Origin of the sequence: Amphritea atlantica (genome assembly GCF_900111095.1) — a bacterium.
Lineage (GTDB): Bacteria > Pseudomonadota > Gammaproteobacteria > Pseudomonadales > Balneatricaceae > Amphritea > Amphritea atlantica.
The window spans coordinates 65,427-85,432 of sequence record NZ_FOGB01000006.1; the positions used below are offsets into that span (position 1 = coordinate 65,427).

Below are 20,006 nucleotides of genomic sequence, written 5' to 3' on the forward strand. Positions count from 1 at the left end.
TTCGGTGGCAGGTTAATCCTGGCAAGGGTAGAGTGATTTGATTATGTTATAAAGAAATACGTCGCGCTGAGTGTTGTCTGGGCGCGGAGTATGGCTAAGTTTATCGAGGATACTGCTGATCAGAGAGTCTTGCGTGGCACCTTCCGGAAGGCAGAAGCCTGCCAGATAGGTTGACTGCTCGGCAGGATGCTCTTTGCCGAGGCGGGTTCTGTAAGCCCGTAATATAAACTCGCTTTCATTTCCTGAGCTTATATTGTCAATGATGGCACCATCAGTAAGGTCTGCGCCTGCCAGGAAGCCAGCAATATAATCAGGGCTGATCGCATCATAGGCATGGTGCTCAGCAAAGGCTGCGGGGGCCGTGGGTAAAGCAAGGGCTGATACTAAAGCGATTGTTTTTTTCATAATCTCTTTCCTTCCGATGCAGTTATCTTTGTCGCTATACGTCCGGGTAACCGGATCAGATCTAAGATGGGGCAGATCTATTGTTTTTGCATAGAATAGTGATCAAATGCAGGATTATCCAGTTAGAGTCATTACTCAGCCAATATTGCCGGAGTACCAATTAAGGGGGGAATGCTGCGCGATATTCTGGACAAAAAAAAGAGAGCCACAGGGCTCTCTTGATCAGATTGATATGTTCTTAAGCGTCGCGACGTGGACGGGGCTTTCGTGGCGCGCCACGGTCATTGCCGCCGCGGTCGTTACGCCCTTTACCCTTAAAGTCGCCCCGCGGTTTACGGGGGGCCGGACGGGCAATTTCACCCTCCATCAGGCTGATATCGATCTTTTTACGACAGATAAATACCCCTTTCAGTTGCTGCAGAACTTCAGGCGGCATCCCTTTGGGTAGCTGAACAGTGCTGTGGTCATCAAACAGACGGATATCGCCAATATGACGGCTATTAATATCAGCCTCATTAGCGATCGCTCCGACGATGTTTTTCACCTGAACGCCATCATTACGACCTACTTCAAGGCGATAGACATCCAGGTCCGCATAGTTGATCCGTTCGCGTTTCGCACCCCGCTCGCCGTCACGGCTATCGCGATCATTATCCCGCTCGCGACGTGGACGTGGTTCAGGCTCTGGAGGCAGTATCAGTGGCTTATCTTTCTGGGCCATGTAAAGCAGGGCAGAAGCCAGATCCAGGGTTTCCAGTTCAGTGTCAGAGGCCAGTTGATCCACCAGCTCGCGGTATGTTGACATGTCCTCATCATTGAAGATGCTGGTCACCTGCTCGCGGAACGATTCCAGACGTTTGTTCTGCACCATATCGCGGGAGGGCAGATCCATCTGCTTTATTGGCTGACGGGTCGCCTGTTCGATCTGTTTCAGCAGGCGTCGTTCACGGGGGGCAACAAACAGAATCGCTTTACCATCACGACCGGCACGACCGGTACGACCGATACGGTGAACATAGGCTTCAGTGTCGTAAGGAATATCGTAGTTGATAACCATGCCGACACGTTCAACATCCAGTCCGCGGGCGGCAACATCGGTTGCGACCAGAATGTCCAGCTTGGCATCCTTTAATCGCTGCACGGTGCGCTCACGCAGTTGCTGGTTCATATCGCCGTTCAGTGGCGCCGCCGCATACCCGCGGGCTTCAAGCTTTTCAGCTATCTCTGTGGTGGCTGTCTTGGTGCGGGCGAAGATGATAATGCCGCCACAATCTTCGGTTTCCAGAATCCGAACCAGTGCATCCAGTTTGTTTACACCGGAAACGATCCAGCAGCGCTGATCGATATTTTCCATGGTGGTGGTCTTGGAGGCGATCTTGATCTCTTTCGGATCGCGCATGTAACGCTTGGTAATGCGGCGGATCTGCTCCGGCATGGTTGCAGAGAACAGTGCGGTTTGTCGTGCCGCAGGGGTTTTAGCCATGATGGTTTCAACATCATCGATAAAGCCCATGCGCAGCATTTCGTCTGCCTCGTCCAGCACCATCGCTTTCAGTTCATCAAGAATCAGTGTGCCACGATCCAGATGATCCATAACCCGGCCAGGTGTACCAACGACAACGTGCGGGCCGCGACGTAACTGTTTCAGCTGCAGAGTGTAACTCTGGCCACCATAGATGGGTAAAACATGAAAACCAGGAATGTGACGTGCGTAAGCCTGAAAGGCTTCAGCCACCTGAACTGCCAGTTCGCGAGTGGGTGCAAGCACCAGAACCTGAGGTTTATTAAGTTTCAGGTCGATACGACTCAGCAGGGGCAGGGCAAAAGCAGCTGTTTTACCGGTACCTGTTTGTGCCATCCCCAGTACATCATCTCCGTTCAGTAGTAACGGAATACAGGCGGCCTGGATGGGAGACGGTGTTTCATAGCCAAGCTCTGTTATGGATTTAAGAACGGAAGAGGGGAGATCAAGGTCGCTGAATGCGACTTGTGTGTCTGACATATTTGAAGGTACCGGAAGGAATGGAATTGTAAAACGCGAAATTATACGCCTATTGTCGAATAAAAGCCCGTATTTTATTAACGTGACTCAGAGTCGGCTGCTAATGGAGCGTCTGATAAGCTCAGATCATCATACCAGCTTAAAAAGCGTGTGCCGCTATTGTCGCTGTCTGTCATGATGGCGACCGCCTGAATCTGCGTATAGGTTTTATTGAACGCGGTGTTAAGATCCTGCTGAAGGTTGCGACTGTGCTGTACCCACTGGCCTGTCTGGTTGCTGCCGCTGTTAAGGGCCCACATTGTTGCCCGGTCGGTAAACGGGTTAAGCCAGCGGCTGTCTACCGGCTGATTATTAGACCATACATAAACGAGGGTGCGTTTTTGCCAGAAAAAGGGGCCGTCTGATACGACAATATACACCCGTACGGGAAAGTCATCCCCCGCCTTCGTGGTTTCTGCGGCTGTGGGTAAGGTTTTACTGATTTTCCAGCGCCAGTTAAGGTATGTTGTTGAGTCGATAGAAATATCTTTTTTATAGTAAAGCCCGGATGCTGAGCTATCTGAGCGCGCTTCCAGTATCTGATTATCCGTTTCAGTTACCAGCGAATAGTGAGTTTCTCCGGCAAAGCTTTCTTTTTGCCACTGAGACATACTCCGCGAATCAAACTGGGGAAGCTGTGCCGGTGAGGCCAAGGCGGTAGGGAGCGCCAGCGCTGATATCAGTGTGATTGCGTAAACTGCTGAGTAAATATTATACATATCTGCTTTACACTTTTTAGTTTCGACTATACTAGAAGTACGTTTTGGATCAGTGTATCAGAGTTTTAAGGCCCATTTCCCCTTCTGGCTATTCTCTGAATTGGTCTGCTGCCGGTAGCTGCTGTTTCCAGGCAGTTACGGCACAATGTGCTGATCTGTAACTACGGGCGAAAGGGCTGTTGTAATGTTCCCCTTTTTATAACAGCTGTTCATCGTGTTACTCTTCGCTCACCCAAGGGGCCTGGTTTTCCAGGCCCCTTTCTGTTGGGGGTTGTAGTCTCTGTTGCTGTAACTATGTTGCCTGTACTGAGGCGTTCGGTGTTAGTTATCTCTGGCGGTTGATGAGCCTATTGTAGCCAAAGCGGGGCGGGCTTTTCGCCAACATCGCGATCCAGTATAGTGCTGGTGGTGTTTTTTACTAAGAGGTTGCTCCTGTGGTGCAGAATCCCGCCTATGAGATGATATGGCAGGTGGTGGCGGCCATCCCCTCGGGTAAGGTGGCTACCTACGGTCAGGTGGCTGAGCTGGCGGGTGTCTCCGGTTCGGCCCGGTTGGTTGGTCGCTGTCTGAGTCAGTTGCCTCTCGATACGCGACTGCCCTGGTATCGGGTCATCAATGCTAAAGGCCAGATCTCATTTCCAGTTGGAAGTGAAGGATACCTCAGGCAGGTTGAACGGCTGCAGGAGGAGGGAGTAGCGGTGCTGAATGGTCGGATCAGTCTGACAAGGTTTCGCTGGTAATCCTGTATTCTCTCACCTTACTTCACCTGTCGATGTTAACTTCTATGCAGTTGTCAGTAGTTTTATAGCCCCAGTTGCTGGCAGCGCGGTGCAATGGGTCAGGATTTCAGCTGTTCAATCAGAAGATCAAGTTTGTTCTCTAACTCTTTGTTGTGTTTCATTATCTCCTCATTCTGGCGACGTAGCTCACGGTTGCGCACATTGGTATCAGCGAAGCCTATCATTTTGCTGGCGATCTGCGCGCCAATAAATCCGACGATTCCGACACCGATATAGAACATCAGAGCAACGATGATTCTGCCGCCCTGGCTGACCGGGTAGAAGTCACCGAAGCCGATGGTGCTGGCACTCATCTGCAGTGCCCAGAAGGCGTCTGCGTAGCTGAGAATATTCGCCTGGGGATGAAGCTGTTCAAACCAGAGCAGGGGAAATGAAAGCAGGGCGATCAGACTATAGAGCAATACGAACGCCAGCACCCCGAGAAACAGACTGCTGTAGTTGCGGACATTATACTCATCAGTGGAATAGATATATCGCCTGACCATCGGTCTCTCTTTACCTGGATTCCTGACTTATTCTAAATTGCCGGCGTCCATGTCGTATGGAAAACAGCCGACGAAATGGACATATTGATCTTCGAAGATATGGGTTTTCTTAGCGCGATATTCAAAATCGAACATCAGTATCAGCCAACTGATCTGCTGGTTGCCAAGTTTGTCTATCTTTTTAATCACCGCCTCGCCATAGGAGTATGACCAGGAGCAGGGCGCTATAATTTTGCGAACACTCAGAAGGCCGGTTTCGCAGCCGTTGGTTTCCATATTTTCAGGGTTGTAGCTGCTGATCTGGAAGTTTCTGGCCCATTGATCCAGCCCCTGTTCATCCTCTTCAAAATAACTGTCAGGGATGCTGGCGTAGTCAGTTGTTGAGTACCAGACTGAAACAATACCCTCTTTTTCAAAATTCATGCATCTGTCTCGCTTAGCTGAGCCCAGAGTGAGCGGATATCGTGGAGATCCTCAGTACTGAGTTTGTCAATTTTAAAAGCATCTTCCAGGCTGTTTTCTACCCGTTGATTGAACTGGTCTGCGGTGTCGCCCTGTTCGGCGCTTACCAGGCTGATATGTCCCAGCAGATAACTGCATAGAAACAGCAGATTGGGTTCAGCCCTTTGCTCCATTTCGATCAGTCGGTTGTAAATCGATTCAGCCTGTTGTTGGTATGCGTTCATCAGGGGTCCATAAATTCCAGTTTATCGATCAGCAAGCTGTACTCTTTGCCGCTTTTTTCGACCTGTTGCAGTTTAATCACGATATAGTCGAGTTCGGGAGCAAACCAGATATAGGTTTCACGCTTACTGTCCGGGCCGCGGTCGCGCTGGATTTTAACCGCTTCGAAAGAGCCGATCGCTGTGGTTACCGTTTCGGTACCGCGTTTGATAAAGGGGTAGGTTTTGATTTTTCCACCGTCGGCGACTTTGTAAACCAGATCATCTTTGCCCGCAGCAAGGTCCAGGCGTAGCTGCATCTGATAGCTGAGATTGTCCTGAGTGCCTGGTGCAACATTCATGGTCCAGGGCTTCTTCGATACATCGTTCAGTACGGTGCCGGTGTTCCAGTTGAACTGTAATACCGCATTCTTGTTGCCACCAATCACTTTGCGGTGATATTCATAATGTTGTGGCTGGACGGACTGGTCCTGAATGGTGAACTCAGAAAACTCATGCACTTCAGCAATCAGGGCTTCAGCTGTGAGCGAGGATACCCAGCGATCCCCCTTGCGTTTCAGTTCACCGATCGCGTTTCCGCCAAAGGAGATGCCCATATCCCATTGTGCTTTATAAACCGCCCGAAAGGGCATGAATAGTTCAGAGGCGTGCCCAGGCGCTGCTGAAACCAGTAAAAGTGCAGAGATAAATAGTGTGCCGATGCGCATCAGTTACTCCTGAATGAATTGATATCCTTCAGGTGCCAGAGTAGCCCCATCGAGCTGAACAGCTCCTGAAACTGTTAACGCAAGGCGATCAGCACAGAACCATTCAACCGCCAGCGGATAGATCTGATGTTCTGCACTGTGAACCCGCTGTTGCAGGCTGTCGGCATCATCGTTGGTCAGAATGTCGATCGGTGCCTGAATTGCCGTAGGTCCGCCATCCAGCTCTTCAGTGACAAAGTGGACCGTGCAGCCGTGTTGTGAATCGCCAGCTTCTATCGCGCGCTGGTGAGTATGTAGCCCTTTGTATTTGGGCAGCAGGGATGGATGGATATTCAGCATCCGCCCCTGATAATGACGTACAAAGTCCGCTGTCAGGATGCGCATAAACCCTGCCAGCACGATCAGATCGGGGTGGTGGGCATCAATCGCTTCCATCATCGCTGAGTCAAAGCTTTCTCTGCTATCAAACAAGTGATGGTTGATAACGATCTGAGGTATGCCGGCCTGCCTGGCGCGCTCAAGCCCGTAGACCCCCTCTTTATTGCTGAGCACCGCAGCAACGCGGCCATTAATCTGGCCGCTTGCGATAGCATCGATGATCGCCTGCAGGTTTGAGCCGCTGCCAGAGATCAGCACTACAATGCTTTTCTCTGCCATTCTCAGGCCTCCAGGCCCAGCAGTTCTACCTGCTCTTCACCCTCGGTAGCGGTAGCGATCTCACCAATGATAAAGGGTGCTTCTCCGGCGCCTTTGAGAATCTCAAGCGCAGCGTCAGCCGTATTTGATGGTACGACGATCACCATACCGATGCCGCAGTTCAGGGTGCGATACATCTCACGGGCGTCAACATTGCCCAGCGCCTGAAGCCAGCGGAACACTTCAGGCATCTGCCAGCTGTTTACATCAATGACGGCTTTAGCGCTTTGTGGCAGAACCCGGGGAATGTTTTCCAGCAGACCGCCGCCAGTAATATGAGACAGTGCATTCACCTGACTCTTTCTTATCAGCTCCAGCACTGGCTTAACATAGATGCGGGTGGGTTCCAGCAGTGCTTCAGTCAGTGGCTTGCCATCGACTGTGCCGCTCAGGTCAGCTTCACGCACCTCTATGATCTTGCGGATCAGCGAGTAACCATTTGAGTGTGGGCCGGAAGAGGGCAGTGCAATCAGTGTGTCACCGACGCTGACTTTAGTGCCATCAATGATCTCATCTTTTTCCACTACGCCAACGCAGAAGCCTGCCAGGTCGTAATCTTCGCCTTCATACATGCCCGGCATTTCGGCGGTTTCACCGCCCACCAGAGCGGCTCCTGCCAGCTCGCAACCAGCGCCAATGCCGGTGACAACATCGGCTGCAATATCGATGTTCAGTTTGCCAGTCGCATAGTAATCCAGGAAGAACAGTGGCTCGGCGCCGGCAACGATCAGGTCGTTGACGCACATCGCAACCAGATCGATACCGATGGTGTCATGTTTGTTCAGGTCCATTGCCAGACGCAACTTAGTGCCTACCCCGTCAGTGCCGGAAACCAGTACGGGCTTCTTATAGCCTTCAGGTATTTCACACAGGGCTCCGAAACCACCCAGGCCGCCCATCACTTCGGGGCGTGCGGTGCGTTTCGCAACGCCTTTAATACGGTCAACCAGTGCGTTACCTGCATCGATATCGACGCCGGCGTCTTTGTAGCTGATAGGAGTGTTATTGTCAGTTGCAGACATAGTGTGTATGAACCTGTTCGGGCTGATTACTGATAGAAAAAATTTGACGCGTATTCTATCAGGTTGCTGGTGAGGCGGCTATTGTGTGTTAAAGTTTATGCCGTTTTAAAGGACACTTTTTTTCAGACGCCCGGGATTGTTGTCCGGGCAGCAAAACAGGGTATGAAAACGATCATGATGCGCAACTTTTGTAACTGTCTTCTGGTATGGGTCTTTGCAGGCTTATCGACACTGGCCCAGGCAGCTACGGTAAATGGACTTTATACGGCTGAGATGCTGGTGCCTGAGCAACACGCTCAGCCTTCAGACGCGCAGTTGCAAGCAGGCCTGAAAACCGTACTGATTAAAGTCTCCGGGCGCAGCGCTGTAGTCAACAAGCCTGCTGTGGTGAATGCGTTGCAGCAGCCTGCTGCCTTGCTCAGTCAGTTCAGTTATCAGGCGACCCAGACGCCGGTAGCGGCTGGTGATGGTCGTGAGGTATTGGGACAGCGGTTGCTGCTCGAATTTGATCCGGTGATGGTTGACCAGTTACTGAACAAATCAGCTATGAAAGCGATCGGCCACGCCCGGCCAGTCATTCTGGTGTGGCTGGCGCAACAGCGGGGTGCGGCGGGCCGGGATTTTGTGCCACAGGAGAGTCCCATATATGCTGAGTTACGGCAGCAGGCTGATCTGAGAGGCTTGCCCATGAGTGTGCCACTACTAGATCTGGATGATCAGAATGCCGTTGATGTCAGTGATCTGTGGGGCTTCTTTCGCGAACCGGTGTTACAGGCATCCGCCCGTTATCAGCCCGATGGTGTGCTGATCGGGCGGCTGGTGCAGGGGGGAAGCGGTGCTTGGCAAACGGAATGGTTGTTGCTTAAAGATGGTCAGGCGCGCTCGTTCAGCCCGTCCGGCTCGTTGTCGGAACAGATAAGCCAGGTGATGAATGAGACTGCTGATTTTGCGCTGGCTTCACTGGGGGCATCCAGTTTTAACTACGTCGAAACAGGATTGCAACTTGAAGTCGCTAATATAGTAGAGATAGAAGACTATCTGCAGTTACTGGATTATCTGCGCCAGTTACCTCCGGTTGATGCTGTGCGGGTCAGCGGCGTAGATGCTGACCGGGTGCTGTTCCGGGTTGAGATTCAGGGGGGGATTCAGGCGCTGGAGCAGGCCGTTCGTCTTAATCCGCGGATGACATCGATGTCGCGGTTACAGAATGGGGCTGAAGCTGTTTATAGCTATCGCTGGCAGCAGCAATGATGGACGCTGTTTTAAAAGCCGGTTGAAAGGGAGTGTTTATGAGTGATTCGCAGCGCTGGTTTTTCCTGATTTTTACCCTGATAGTGGGGTTTCTCCTGTATCTGCTACAGCCGATACTATCCCCTTTTCTGATTGCTGCATTGCTGGCATATCTGACAGACCCGCTGGCCGACAGGCTGGAAGCACGGGGACTGAGCCGGACGCTGTCAGTGGTTGTGGTGTTTCTGGTGATGACCACTGTATTGCTGTTACTGGTGATTCTGCTGATACCCAAACTGGGACATCAGGTGCAGGTGATGGTGAAAATGGTGCCCCAGGTATTCTCTATGATTCAGACCGTCTGGATACCCTGGCTGGAGGAACATACCGGGTTGTCCTTTGCCGAGTTTGATCTTCAAAATCTGCAGGCGCTGATGAGTGGTCACTGGCAGCAGACAGGCAGTCTTGTGAAAGGTGTGTTTAGCAGTGTGAGTCAGTCCGGGCTGGCGCTGGCCGCCTGGGTGGCTAATCTGGCGCTGATCCCCGTCGTGATGTTCTATCTGTTGCGCGACTGGGACGTGATGATGGATAAAATTGGCGTGCTTTTGCCGCGTAATGTTGAAAGAAAGGTCACCCTTTGGGCGCAGGAGTGTGATGAGGTGCTGGGGGCTTTTATCAAGGGGCAGCTGCTGGTTATGCTGGCGCTGGGGGTGATCTACTCTCTGGGACTCTGGGCCGTCGGGCTGGATCTGGCACTGCTGGTTGGAATGCTTGCCGGCCTGGCCAGTATCGTCCCCTATATGGGGTTTATTATCGGTATTGTCGTTGCCGGTGTAGCAGCGATGTTGCAATTTAATGATATCACTATGCTGGGGTGGGTCGGCGCGGTATTTGCGGTGGGTCAGGCGCTGGAAGGAATGGTGCTGACACCGTTGTTGGTGGGCGATCGTATCGGCCTGCATCCGGTGGCCGTTATTTTTGCCATTATGGCCGGTGGGCAGTTGTTCGGTTTTGTCGGGATTTTGATTGCACTTCCCGTTGCTGCCGTTATTATGGTGCTCCTCCGACATCTGCATCAGGGATATAAAAGTAGTAAACTTTATGACTGTTAAGCAGTCAGTAATAAGTACAATGCAGTGATTTAACGTTCAGCGCTCACAAATCGCGGGCTTAAAGTACAGCAAAGCTTACAAACCCAGAACATTTAACGATGAGAAAGGCCCGGTGTTCAGCTGCAGGCCTGAATAAGTATTGATATAGATGAGTAGTCCTGAACCGTTTCAGATACCGCTGGGTATCACTCTGCGGGATGATGCCCGATTTGAGAATTTCCTTTGTCAGGGGAACGAGCTGCTGTGCAACACGCTGGATCAGGCTGCCAGGGGTGAAGGCGAGCAGTACCTGTATATCTGGGGCAACAGTGACAGCGGTTGTTCCCATTTGCTCCAGGCGGTGTGCCATGCCTCTGATCCAGTGGGGCGCACAGCTGTATACCTACCCCTTGATGAGTTGCTCGATATGGGGCCGGGGGTGTTGGAAGGTATGGAGCACCTTGATCTTGTATGTCTCGATCATATTCAGATTATTGCCGGCAATAAACAGTGGGAAGAGGGCGTGTTTCATTTTTTCAACCGTATCCGGGCTGAAAACAACCGCTTATTGGTTGCCGGAGACCGCGCGCCACGGCAGCTGAGTCTTAATCTGCCCGATCTGGCCTCCAGGCTGAGTTGGGGAATGGTGTTTCAGGTGCATAATCTGGACGATGATGGCAAGGTGCGCGCTTTGCAGCTGCGTGCCCAGGGGCGCGGCTTCACGATCAGCGAAGAGGTGGCCTGGTTTCTCATCCATCGTGCCAGTCGTAGTATGACTGATCTGTTTGAATTGCTGGATAAACTGGATTCTGCATCACTCAGCGCTAAGCGTAAAGTGACCATCCCATTCGTTAAACAGGTTCTGGGTCTCTGATTATTAATTGCGGCGTATTATGAATATTATCCTTGCGGGCTTTACATCGGATGTAACTGAAGCTGAACTGAGGGAGCTGCTCTCTCGTTACGCTGAAGTTGATGAGTTGGAAATTATCCCGGGTGATCTGCCGGAACAGACGGTTGCGATCCTGACAGTCGAGGCAAGTAATGCTGAGGCACACTGGGTTTCCCGTCGGCTGACTGGCCTGTATTGGCATGGTCACTCTCTGCGGGCCTATGTATCGCTGTTTTGATACGAAGGCTGTTTTGATAAGAAGACTGTTTTAATACGAAGACAGGTGCATGCAAACATATTCACTGGTTGCCCGAACACGCGATTTTCTGGTGATTGATAAAGCCCCGGGAATATCGGTTCACCGTGATGACGCAGAGGTTGGGCTGTTGCAGCAGATCTCAGCTGATCTGGGGTGTGGTCCTCTCTATCTTGTTCATCGTCTGGATAAGATGACCTCGGGTTTGCTGATACTGGCCTGCCATTCGGAAGCTGCCTCAATACTTTCGCGTCAGTTTCAGGATCGCCGGGTCGAAAAGTATTACATCGCGCTGTCCGATCAGAAACCTCGCAAGAAGCAGGGGTTGATCAAAGGCGATATGGAACGCACCCGACGGGGTAGCTGGAAACTCACCACCGCTCAGCGCAACCCTGCTATTACCCGGTTTTTCAGTTGCTCCCCCATGCCTGGAATGCGGTTGTTTCTGTTGCGCCCTTTAACCGGGAAAACACATCAGTTACGGGTTGCCCTGAAAAGTATCGGCGCCGCTATTATTGGTGATACGCGTTACCATGGTGCAACTGAAACAGCGGCCGACCGCGGATATCTGCATGCCTGGGGGCTGGCATTTGACTGGCAGGGTGAGCGGTGTGAATATCTGTGTGATCCTGGAGTCGGTGAGCTGTTTCTTAAGGACGCGATAAAACAGCAACTGGAAAACTGGAAGCCGCCAGCCGCTCAGGCCTGGCCGGCAACGTAACTCTATTTTGAGGACCTCAATGCACGAAGATCGAGTTGAGCGGGACTTCAGCGCCCGTAGCGAGGAGGAGCAGCAGGCCTTTCTGCAGGAAACCTGGTGCGACAACTGTCAGGAAGCGAATCTGGGGATGAAAAACCCACGGGAATATCTTTATAAAGGGGTTATCTTTATAGAGGGTGAGTGTAATCGTTGTGCCAGTGTGGTGCTCACCGAGCTTACTGATGATGACTTTTAAGGCCTGTTTTTCATATGTCTGACTCGTTTAATCAGCGCTTTGGCGGTATTCAGCGGCTCTATGGCATGGCCGGGGCCGAGCTGTTCCGGCAGGCGCATATCGCCGTCATCGGTATTGGCGGAGTCGGGTCATGGGCGGCCGAGGCGCTGGCGCGTTCGGCTATCGGTAACATTACCCTGATCGATCTGGATGATATCTGTATCACCAATACCAATCGTCAGATTCATGCGCTGGATAGTACTATTGGTGAGCCAAAAACGGAGGTCATGGCCTCAAGAATCCGGCAGATTAACCCCGATTGCCGGGTTGAGCTGGTGGATGATTTTATCACGCTGGAGAATATCCCGCAGTTGATCAATCCTCAGTTTAACTACGTTATCGATTGTATCGACAGTGTTAAAGAGAAGGCGGCGCTGATCGCCCACTGTAAGCGCCAAAAAATTCCGGTCATTACTGTCGGTGGTGCAGGTGGACAGACTGATCCCACGCAGATCAATATTGCGGATCTGAGCAAAACCCATCATGACCCTTTAGCCGCTAAAACCCGCTCATTACTGAGGCGTTATTACAATTTCAGTAAAAGTGGCCGGCGTTTTGCGGTGGATTGTGTCTACTCAACAGAGCAACTGGTTTATCCGCAGCCGGATGGCAGCGTCTGTCAGATGAAGTCAGTCGCAGATGGCAATACCCGCCTTGATTGCAGTGGCGGCTTTGGTGCCTCGACCTGTGTGACGGCGACATTTGGTTTTGTTGCGGTATCCCGTGTATTGCAGAAGATGCTTGAAAGGGCAGAGCGCGAAAGCAAAGCACCCTGACCTGGTTTAAAACGCCTGGTATGGAGTAATCGTTGACGGTTGCGGTTGACCTTTCTGTTTAACAGGCTAAAGTGTTTCGATTGTACCGCAAATGGATATCTGGCCCGTCAATGTCTGAGCGCTTTTCAGAAGGATTTTATAAAGCCATTTTTGAAGGCTGTAGTGATGCGATCTATGTGATAGATCCGCAAAGCTCACGCATTCTTGATGCCAACACCCGTGCCTGGACAGACCTGGGCATGAGCCGCGAACGGTTATTACAGCACAGTGTCATTTCGCTGCAGCAGGGGGTTGAAAATGAGGAGCACTGGGCGCAGATCGCGGAGATGATCTATTCCTGTCATCCGCAGGCCTTTACCTTTATTGGTCGCCATTATCATCAACATGGGACCTATTTTCCGGTTGAAGTCTATACCAGTGTGATTGAGTTTGAAGGTCAGCCGCTTTTTCTCTCAATCGCCCGTAACCTTGATCGTACCTCTTCCCAGCGAGAGGCGTTCCGCACCAAGGATGCACGCCTCACTTATGCTCTGAATGAAGCGGTAGATGGGCTGTGGGACTGGACTATTGATACCGGAGAGGTGTTTTTCTCACCCCAGCTAAAGCGGATGCTGGGGTATCTGCCCCATGAGATGGAACCGACGCTGGAGACCTGGAGCGAGGCAGTGCATGATTCGGACCGGGGCCGGGTAATGGCCGCGCTGGATGAGCATCTCTCAGGGCGTGACGATAGTTACAGTGCCGAATATCAGATGCGTAAGCGCGATGGCAGTTATATCTGGGTGCGGGATCGTGGCCGGGTCTGTCAGCGGGATGAGGCGGGCAATCCATTACGGGTAGTGGGTATGGTGCATGATATTACCCGCAGTAAGGGCCTGGAAGATCAGCTTCGCGAGCAGGCCAGTCATGATCACCTGACCGGTTTGCTGAACCGGCGTGCCGGTTATATTCATTTCTCCAAACAGCTCAGTTATGCACTGCGCTATAATCAGAGTCTTACCGTTTGCCTGATCGATCTGGATCATTTTAAGAATATCAATGACAGCTTTGGGCATCTGGCAGGCGATTCGGTGTTGAAGCATTTTGCCGGGCTGATGAATATCACCCTGCGCAAGTCTGATTCGCTGATGCGCTGGGGAGGTGAAGAGTTTCTGCTGTTGCTGCCGAACACTGAGGTCGCCAGTGCCGTAAAGCTGATCGGTCAGTTGAAAGAAAAACTGGCTGATAACCCGGCAGAGCTGGAGTCGGGGGAGCAGATCAGTTACACCTTCAGTGCCGGACTGGCGTGTTGTCCGCTACATTCGCAAGCTTTAGATGCTCTGATCAAGTGCGCTGATGATGCCCTCTACACAGCCAAGGGCTCCGGGCGTGATACGATTTTGGTCAGCGACGAGAGTGGTATCGAGCAGCCCGGATTGTTCTGATCTTATTACCTGCACTCAGGTATCAGATCGGTTCGTTGTTTTTTGCCCGCAACGCCTGTTCTCTTACCGCTTCGATAATCGCTTTCAGGCCGTTGCCTCTTGAGGGACTGAGGTGACGCGTTAAGTTTAACTGATCAAAATACCCCTCGATATCGAACGCCAGAATATCCTCCGGCAGGCGACCATTCAGTGCCGCCAGTACCAGTGCTATCAGGCCGCGAATAATCCGGGCATCGGAATCGGCGGCAAACCACAGGGCTCCCTGATCATCACGAATAACCCGTAACCAGGCGTCACTTTCACAGCCGCTGATACGATACTGCTCATGCTTCATGGATGAGGTAAACGCCGGCAGGTGTTTACCCAGCTGCATGATCTCGCGATAACGGTCATTCCAGCTTTTCAGCGCTGTCAGTTGGGTCAGGATCTCCGGGTCACGGATCTCCCGGCCAAAGGGCGAATCATCAAAGATCGATTGCGCCGACACGGTTTCAGCGACCGCAAAGCTACCTCCCTGGCTGATCTGTTCCAGAGCCTGGGCCAGACGTTCAACCTCATCAAGGGTGTTGTAGAAGCAGAATGATGCCCTGATGGTGCCGGGCAGCCCCAGTCGCGCCATTAAGGGCATGGCGCAGTGGTGGCCGGTACGCAGGGCGATCCCCTGCTGGTCCAGCATCAGACCCACATCCTGCTGATGATGACTTTCCAGCTGGAAAGAGAGAATCGAAGCACAGGCGGTCGGGCTGCCGATACGCTTAAAGCCGGGAATCATGGCGCAGAGATCAACCGCTTTGTTCATCAGTGCCCGTTCATGTCGGGCCAGTGCTTTGCGATCCAGTGCTGTCAGAAAACGAATCGCCTCCGCCAGTCCCAGTGCACCGCTGATATTGGGTGTTCCCGCCTCAAACTTGAAAGGCAGTCCGTTATAAGTGGTGCCACTACTGAAAGAGACATGGTTGATCATCTCCCCGCCGGATTGCCAGGGAGGCATCGCTTCGAGCAATGGTTTACGCCCGTAGAGCACGCCGATGCCGGTAGGAGCAAACAGTTTGTGTCCGGAAAACAGATAGAAATCGCATCCCAGTCGCTGCACATCAACTTCAAGGTGGGGGACGGCCTGGGCACCGTCGATCACTACGGTTGCGCCGATCGCCTTCGCCTGACGTACCAGTCCGGCAACCGGATTGATGGTGCCCAGAGCATTGGAGATATGGGTGAGGCTGACAATGCGGGTTTTCTCGTTCAGTAACTCACTGAAACGCTGCAGATTCAGGTCGCCGTTATCGTGGATCGGTACCACCCGGATCAGCGCGCCGGTCTGCTGGGCGACAATCTGCCAGGGGACGATATTGGCGTGATGTTCAAGCTCAGTCAGCAGAATTTCGTCGTTGGGTTGCAGCAGTGGACGGGCATAACTCTGGGCGATCAGGTTGATCCCCTCGGTAGTTCCCCGGGTCCAGATGATCTCCTGCTCAGAGGTTGCATTGAGAAACTGCTTTACCGTTGATCGGGCCGCTTCAAAAGCGCTGGTGGCCCGTTCACTCAACTGGTGCGCGCCACGGTGAACATTGGCGTTCTGTGTGCGATAGAACTGTTCTACAGTTTTAATCACCGCTTCCGGTTTCTGGCTGGTTGCAGCGTTATCCAGATAGATCAGTGGGTGGTCATTAATCTGCTGTTGCAGTGCCGGAAACTGCTGTCTGACTGAGTGTAGATCCACAAATGGTTCCTGAGCTTAATTGTCTGCCGAGGGCGACTGGGAGGCGCTGTTGCGCAGCTTGTTCAACTGACTCTGCCAGCGGGCAAACATCATAGCGGCAATGAAGAGACTCGCCACCAGCAGGGTTTCAGCCAGTGCCAGCGTGGCGCTGCTGTGTGCCGACATAGCCAGTGTGACCGAGTGCATAAAGTAAACGGTGATAAAAAAGCAGAGCCAGATATGACCGCGCAGATGTTTTTTCAGAATAACCGGATAAAACAGCAGCAACGGCACCGTCTGGAATGCCCAGATACTATAAGGGTTGGCGTTATCAGGCGGTGACAGCAACAGATGCCATGCTGTTAATAGCAGAATCAGTCCGAAATAGCTGAACAGGGTGGCAGCGCGACTGATCGCCACCTTTTTTGTGAGGGTGTCGTACATCGTTTGATCCTGAGTGTTAATCATGTAGCTGAAGGGCCAGGTGGCCCAGTCGTTTGCCCTGTGCAAGGCAGAGCGCGGCTTCAGTCTCATCCAGTGGCTGGTCGCTGAACTGACCCGCCAGATGGGTGGCCCCATAAGGCGTTCCGCCACTGAGGGTCTTGATCAGCTCAGGCTCGCTATAGGGCAGGCCGCAGATCACCATGCCGTGGTGAAGCAACGGCAGCATCATGGTGAGTAGTGTGCTTTCCTGACCACCATGCAGGCTGGAGCTGGAGCTGAACACTGCCGCAGGTTTATCGATCAGTGAGCCACTGAGCCAGAGGCTGCTGGTGGAATCGATAAAGTATTTCAGCGGTGCGGCCATGTTGCCAAAACGGGTTGGGCTGCCCAGCGCAAGACCGGAACAGTTCTTCAGGTCCTCCTCTGTGCAGTACAGGTCGCCGGTTGCCGGGATACTCTCTTCGGTGGCTTCACAATTCGCCGAGATCGCTGGTACGGTTCGCAGACGGGCTTCTATGCCGCACTGTTCGATACCGCGGGCGATCTGAGAGGCCATGGCGCGGGTTGCGCCATGACGACTGTAGTAGAGCACCAGAACGTAAGGGTCTGCCACTCAGATAATCTCCAGCACCGATTCCGGTGGACGACCGATGCGCGCCTGACCATTACTGATGACGATGGGACGCTCAATCAGGCGGGGAAACTGCACCATCAGATCGATAATCTGCTGGTCGCTCAGGGAGGTGTCTTTAAGGTTATTCTCTTTATATTCATCTTCCCCTTTGCGCAACAGTTCCCGGGGGGGGATACCCAGCTGTGCAATCACTCCGGAGAGTTGCTCTGCGGTGGGCGGGTTTTCCAGATAGAGTCGCACCTCAGGGGTGATATTGTTTTCTTCCAGCAACGCCAGGGTCGCACGGGATTTTGAACAGCGTGGATTGTGATAGATTTCAACAGTCATGGAACATATCCTGTTTGTAACGGCAAATAGATAGTAAGTGCGATATTGTATACAGCTTGGCTACCAGCCAAAAGAGCAGCAGGGTATTATATCCGTTTAATTCATCGACACAGGATCGTTGTGATGAGTGATCATCTGTTCTCCCTGCGGGGAGTCTGGCATTTTATTCGCTACCTTGTACGCCAGTTTGTTCATAATCAGGGGGTGCTTAACGCCTCGGCACTGACCTATACCACACTGTTTGCGGTGGTCCCTCTGATGACAGTGTCCTATGCCATGCTTGCTGCCATCCCCTCGTTTCAGGGGGCAGGTGAGCAACTGCAGGGCTGGATTTTCGAAAATTTTGTCCCTGCCACCGGGGCGGTGGTGCAGGAGTATCTTAGTGATTTTGCTGCCCAGGCGAGTAAGCTCACGGCTGTTGGTCTGATCTTTCTGTTTATTACATCGATTATGATGATGAAAAATATTGAGGCCGCACTCAACCGTATCTGGCGGGTCAGCGAACCCCGTAAAGGGATGTCCAGTTTTCTCCTCTACTGGGCAGTCCTGAGTCTTGGACCGATACTGATCGGTGTGGGGCTTCTGGTGAGTTCCTATCTCGCCTCACTCTCGCTGTTTACCAGCGCCACCGAGCTGGTGGGGCGTGCACGTTTACTGGCGATTCTGCCGCTGGTGATGTCTGCTGCGGCGTTTACTCTGCTCTATGCCGCTGTACCTAACTGTAAGGTGCCGCTGCGTAATGCGGTGATCGGTGGTCTGGTGGTGGCTATACTGTTTGAAACCGCAAAGCGGGCGTTTGCGTTTTTTGTCACCCAGTTTCCCTCCTATGAGCTGATCTATGGTGCCTTTGCTGCGGTACCCCTGTTCCTTGCCTGGATCTTTATCTCCTGGACAATCATTCTGTTGGGCGCCGAGCTGAGCCGGGCACTGACTGTCTATCGCGATCACCGGCGTGGCAGGCACTACTCTCATCTGCATACCATGGTCTCTATTCTGCAACGGCTCTGGCAGGCTCAACAGAAGGGCGAGGTGCTGGCTGACCGACAGTTGCTGCAGCAGGTTGAAGGGCTTGAACAGAGTGACTGGGACAGTTATAACATTATCTTGCTGGAGGCATCGGTGATCAGTCGCACCGAGCAGGGTGGTTATCTGCTGGCCCGGGATATGGGTAACTTTACCCTGGACCAGTTGAATCAGTTGCTGCCCTGGCCGTTGCCTGAGAGTGCTGCTGCAGAAGTTGCCAGTGGCTGGCAGAATCAGCTGAATCAGCGGTTAAAAAACCTCAGTGAGGCGCGGCAAGAGCAACTGGGCCTGACACTGGAAGCGCTATTTAACGAATAAGTGGCGCCCGTCGAATTAACTTAATCTTTGGGAATTGTTTATATGCAGTGTTTACATGCCTGGGTGAGTGGTCGTGTGCAGGGGGTATGGTTTCGCCAGTCGACGCTGGAGGTGGCGCAGGCTAACGGTTTAACCGGCTGGGTGCGAAACCTCGATGATGGGCGGGTTGAGGTGATGGCCTGTGGCAACGAGCATGGTCTGATGCAACTGGAGTCCTGGCTTAGTATCGGCCCCGAGCTGGCTTGTGTCGCCGAAGTAAAAGCCAGCCGGGTCGAAGCTGAGGAGAGCTATAGCGATTTTGTGATTCGCTAATCAGTCTTCGTAACGGCGCTGATTACGGTAAACTTTTTCCGGATACCAGACCTTACCGTAGCTGCCATTGTAGCGTGCCAGCGCTTCCGTCAGATTGCCTTTGGAGCGATCCAGGTAGTATTTCAGAATTGTGGCTCCATAGCGCAGATTGGTCTGGATGTTGGTCAGGTTGTCATCGTTGCGGCCGATCTCTTTTTTCCAGAAAGGCATTACCTGCATCAGTCCCTGAGCACCTACCACCGATACCGCAAAGCGGTTGAAACGGCTTTCGGTATGTATCACACCCAGCAGTAACGAGACGGGTAATTCAACCCGCTGAGCTTCAGCATGAACGGTTCTGAGAATCTCAATGCGCTCCAGTTCATTGCTGACGTAGCGTTTGGTGCGACCGGACATGTCGGTGAGCCAGACCTCTGCGGCAAAACGGTCTTCAAAACTACTGCTTTGCGCAAATGCCTGCTTAAGTGCCTCCCGCAGCTGGGGATCGACTTCCTGGGTTGCTGCCAGTGATGGCCATGATAGCAGCAAGAGTAAAAGGGTGGTTGTCAGTCGCACAGGTAAATTTATAACCATTCAAAATTCAGATTAAACAATCTATTAATCAATCCATTAATCAGTCAATGTAAAGTGATTAATTAAGTCGCTTTCTCAGCACGGCTCGGAAACCGACGCTGCCTCGCTCAGAGTACGGTTTCAAAGCCTTCAAACTGAGGCGGTCCCAGATAGATATCCCTGCGGGTACCGGCGTTGGCATGAGCTTTTTTGAAAGCATCGGATTTAAGCCAGCCTTCAAAGGCTGCTTTATCCTGCCATACCGCATGGGATGACATCAGTGTGTGATCCTCTTTCGTTTCGCCCTGCAGCAAATTAAACGAGACAAAGCCCGGTACCGATTCGAGGTGGCTGTCACGGTTTTTCCAGATTTCGATAAAATCCTGCTCGTGGCCTGGCTTTATTCTGAAACGGTTCATTGCGATATACATCTGAGTCGGACTCCTGATCTGTCAGTGAACTGAGTGGTAAATGA

At 52.3% G+C, this 20,006-nt stretch carries 26 protein-coding genes; 11 read left to right on the top strand and 15 right to left on the bottom strand.

The window, feature by feature from the left end; all coding sequences use genetic code 11:
* Positions 1 to 12: 12 nt before the first annotated feature.
* The 3 genes from BMY09_RS11365 to BMY09_RS11375 all read right to left on the bottom strand — a co-directional run bounded on the left by BMY09_RS11365 (position 13) and on the right by BMY09_RS11375 (position 3,057).
* A complete protein-coding gene (locus BMY09_RS11365) occupies positions 13 to 405 on the bottom strand; it encodes a Rap1a/Tai family immunity protein (protein WP_091358098.1) in 393 nt (130 codons plus the stop codon).
* 238 nt (positions 406 to 643) lie between these two features.
* Positions 644 to 2,407, bottom strand: a complete 1,764-nt coding sequence (locus BMY09_RS11370) for a DEAD/DEAH box helicase (protein ID WP_091358102.1) — start codon at positions 2,405 to 2,407, stop codon at positions 644 to 646.
* A gap of 77 nt (positions 2,408 to 2,484) precedes the next feature.
* Complete coding sequence (locus tag BMY09_RS11375; protein ID WP_175483520.1) at positions 2,485 to 3,057, bottom strand: DUF3047 domain-containing protein; 573 nt, start codon at positions 3,055 to 3,057, stop codon at positions 2,485 to 2,487.
* Positions 3,058 to 3,599: 542 nt separating this feature from the next.
* Between BMY09_RS11375 and BMY09_RS11380 the strand changes: the two genes are divergently transcribed.
* On the top strand, positions 3,600 to 3,905 hold the full coding sequence (locus BMY09_RS11380; protein WP_091358108.1) for an MGMT family protein: 306 nt from the start codon (positions 3,600 to 3,602) through the stop codon (positions 3,903 to 3,905).
* Between the two features lie 98 nt (positions 3,906 to 4,003).
* Here the strand turns inward: BMY09_RS11380 and BMY09_RS11385 are convergent, their stop codons facing one another.
* From BMY09_RS11385 to purM, 6 genes are read right to left on the bottom strand one after another with little or no spacing between them, the layout of a single operon-like run.
* Positions 4,004 to 4,450, bottom strand: a complete 447-nt coding sequence (locus BMY09_RS11385; protein ID WP_091358111.1) for a potassium channel family protein — start codon at positions 4,448 to 4,450, stop codon at positions 4,004 to 4,006.
* 27 nt (positions 4,451 to 4,477) lie between these two features.
* Entirely contained in the window at positions 4,478 to 4,873 is a 396-nt protein-coding gene (locus BMY09_RS11390) for an immunity 22 family protein (protein WP_091358114.1), read from the bottom strand.
* Entirely contained in the window at positions 4,870 to 5,136 is a 267-nt protein-coding gene (locus BMY09_RS11395; RefSeq protein ID WP_091358117.1) for a YfcL family protein, read from the bottom strand. Before BMY09_RS11395 ends, BMY09_RS11390 begins: the two co-directional genes overlap by 4 nt.
* Entirely contained in the window at positions 5,136 to 5,840 is a 705-nt protein-coding gene (locus tag BMY09_RS11400; RefSeq protein ID WP_091358120.1) for a DUF3108 domain-containing protein, read from the bottom strand. The genes BMY09_RS11395 and BMY09_RS11400 overlap by 1 nt, the downstream gene beginning before the upstream one ends.
* A gap of 3 nt (positions 5,841 to 5,843) precedes the next feature.
* Positions 5,844 to 6,497 carry a phosphoribosylglycinamide formyltransferase gene (purN, locus tag BMY09_RS11405; RefSeq protein WP_091358123.1) on the bottom strand — a complete coding sequence of 218 codons (654 nt, stop codon included), beginning with the start codon at positions 6,495 to 6,497 and terminating at the stop codon, positions 5,844 to 5,846.
* A gap of 2 nt (positions 6,498 to 6,499) precedes the next feature.
* On the bottom strand, positions 6,500 to 7,558 hold the full coding sequence (purM, locus tag BMY09_RS11410; protein WP_091358126.1) for a phosphoribosylformylglycinamidine cyclo-ligase: 1,059 nt from the start codon (positions 7,556 to 7,558) through the stop codon (positions 6,500 to 6,502).
* Positions 7,559 to 7,720: 162 nt separating this feature from the next.
* Between purM and BMY09_RS11415 the strand changes: the two genes are divergently transcribed.
* The 8 genes from BMY09_RS11415 (at position 7,721) to BMY09_RS11450 (ending at position 14,222) form a co-directional block, all read left to right on the top strand.
* Complete coding sequence (locus tag BMY09_RS11415) at positions 7,721 to 8,809, top strand: DUF2066 domain-containing protein (RefSeq protein ID WP_091358129.1); 1,089 nt, start codon at positions 7,721 to 7,723, stop codon at positions 8,807 to 8,809.
* A 38-nt stretch (positions 8,810 to 8,847) separates the two neighbouring features.
* Positions 8,848 to 9,900 carry an AI-2E family transporter gene (locus tag BMY09_RS11420; RefSeq protein WP_091358131.1) on the top strand — a complete coding sequence of 351 codons (1,053 nt, stop codon included), beginning with the start codon at positions 8,848 to 8,850 and terminating at the stop codon, positions 9,898 to 9,900.
* A gap of 148 nt (positions 9,901 to 10,048) precedes the next feature.
* A complete protein-coding gene (gene hda / locus BMY09_RS11425) occupies positions 10,049 to 10,753 on the top strand; it encodes a DnaA regulatory inactivator Hda (RefSeq protein ID WP_091358134.1) in 705 nt (234 codons plus the stop codon).
* A 19-nt stretch (positions 10,754 to 10,772) separates the two neighbouring features.
* Positions 10,773 to 11,009 (top strand): RNA-binding protein, encoded by a 237-nt coding sequence (locus tag BMY09_RS11430; RefSeq protein WP_091358138.1) that lies wholly within the window; start codon positions 10,773 to 10,775, stop codon positions 11,007 to 11,009.
* A gap of 49 nt (positions 11,010 to 11,058) precedes the next feature.
* Positions 11,059 to 11,748: a TIGR01621 family pseudouridine synthase gene (locus BMY09_RS11435; protein WP_091358141.1), complete on the top strand. Its 690-nt coding sequence runs from the start codon at positions 11,059 to 11,061 to the stop codon at positions 11,746 to 11,748.
* A 19-nt stretch (positions 11,749 to 11,767) separates the two neighbouring features.
* Positions 11,768 to 11,983 (top strand): hypothetical protein, encoded by a 216-nt coding sequence (locus tag BMY09_RS11440; protein ID WP_091358143.1) that lies wholly within the window; start codon positions 11,768 to 11,770, stop codon positions 11,981 to 11,983.
* 14 nt (positions 11,984 to 11,997) lie between these two features.
* Positions 11,998 to 12,798 carry a tRNA cyclic N6-threonylcarbamoyladenosine(37) synthase TcdA gene (gene tcdA / locus BMY09_RS11445; RefSeq protein ID WP_091358146.1) on the top strand — a complete coding sequence of 267 codons (801 nt, stop codon included), beginning with the start codon at positions 11,998 to 12,000 and terminating at the stop codon, positions 12,796 to 12,798.
* A gap of 110 nt (positions 12,799 to 12,908) precedes the next feature.
* Positions 12,909 to 14,222, top strand: coding sequence for a sensor domain-containing diguanylate cyclase (locus BMY09_RS11450; RefSeq protein ID WP_091358150.1), 1,314 nt, complete (start codon positions 12,909 to 12,911; stop codon positions 14,220 to 14,222).
* Positions 14,223 to 14,244: 22 nt separating this feature from the next.
* Here the strand turns inward: BMY09_RS11450 and BMY09_RS11455 are convergent, their stop codons facing one another.
* Genes BMY09_RS11455 through arsC form a run of 4 tightly spaced genes read right to left on the bottom strand, consistent with a single transcriptional unit; the run spans position 14,245 to position 17,326 of the window.
* Positions 14,245 to 15,942 carry a SufS family cysteine desulfurase gene (locus BMY09_RS11455; protein ID WP_091358153.1) on the bottom strand — a complete coding sequence of 566 codons (1,698 nt, stop codon included), beginning with the start codon at positions 15,940 to 15,942 and terminating at the stop codon, positions 14,245 to 14,247.
* Positions 15,943 to 15,957: 15 nt separating this feature from the next.
* On the bottom strand, positions 15,958 to 16,365 hold the full coding sequence (locus BMY09_RS11460) for a DUF2069 domain-containing protein (protein WP_175483521.1): 408 nt from the start codon (positions 16,363 to 16,365) through the stop codon (positions 15,958 to 15,960).
* Positions 16,366 to 16,381: 16 nt separating this feature from the next.
* The gene (gene wrbA, locus BMY09_RS11465) at positions 16,382 to 16,978 is read right to left on the bottom strand and encodes an NAD(P)H:quinone oxidoreductase (protein WP_091358157.1); all 597 of its coding nucleotides are present in this window, start codon (positions 16,976 to 16,978) and stop codon (positions 16,382 to 16,384) included.
* Positions 16,979 to 17,326 carry an arsenate reductase (glutaredoxin) gene (gene arsC / locus BMY09_RS11470; RefSeq protein ID WP_091358160.1) on the bottom strand — a complete coding sequence of 116 codons (348 nt, stop codon included), beginning with the start codon at positions 17,324 to 17,326 and terminating at the stop codon, positions 16,979 to 16,981.
* Between the two features lie 123 nt (positions 17,327 to 17,449).
* Here arsC and BMY09_RS11475 point away from each other — a divergent pair, with 123 nt between their 5' ends.
* Positions 17,450 to 18,667, top strand: a complete 1,218-nt coding sequence (locus BMY09_RS11475) for a virulence factor BrkB family protein (RefSeq protein WP_091358161.1) — start codon at positions 17,450 to 17,452, stop codon at positions 18,665 to 18,667.
* Positions 18,668 to 18,709: 42 nt separating this feature from the next.
* Positions 18,710 to 18,979, top strand: a complete 270-nt coding sequence (locus tag BMY09_RS11480; RefSeq protein ID WP_091358164.1) for an acylphosphatase — start codon at positions 18,710 to 18,712, stop codon at positions 18,977 to 18,979.
* Here BMY09_RS11480 and BMY09_RS11485 read toward each other — a convergent pair whose 3' ends face one another.
* Both BMY09_RS11485 and hmuQ read right to left on the bottom strand, forming a co-directional pair.
* On the bottom strand, positions 18,980 to 19,552 hold the full coding sequence (locus BMY09_RS11485; RefSeq protein ID WP_091358166.1) for a lytic transglycosylase domain-containing protein: 573 nt from the start codon (positions 19,550 to 19,552) through the stop codon (positions 18,980 to 18,982).
* Between the two features lie 107 nt (positions 19,553 to 19,659).
* Positions 19,660 to 19,962 carry a heme-degrading protein HmuQ gene (hmuQ, locus tag BMY09_RS11490; RefSeq protein WP_091358168.1) on the bottom strand — a complete coding sequence of 101 codons (303 nt, stop codon included), beginning with the start codon at positions 19,960 to 19,962 and terminating at the stop codon, positions 19,660 to 19,662.
* Between the last annotated feature and the right edge of the window lie 44 nt (positions 19,963 to 20,006).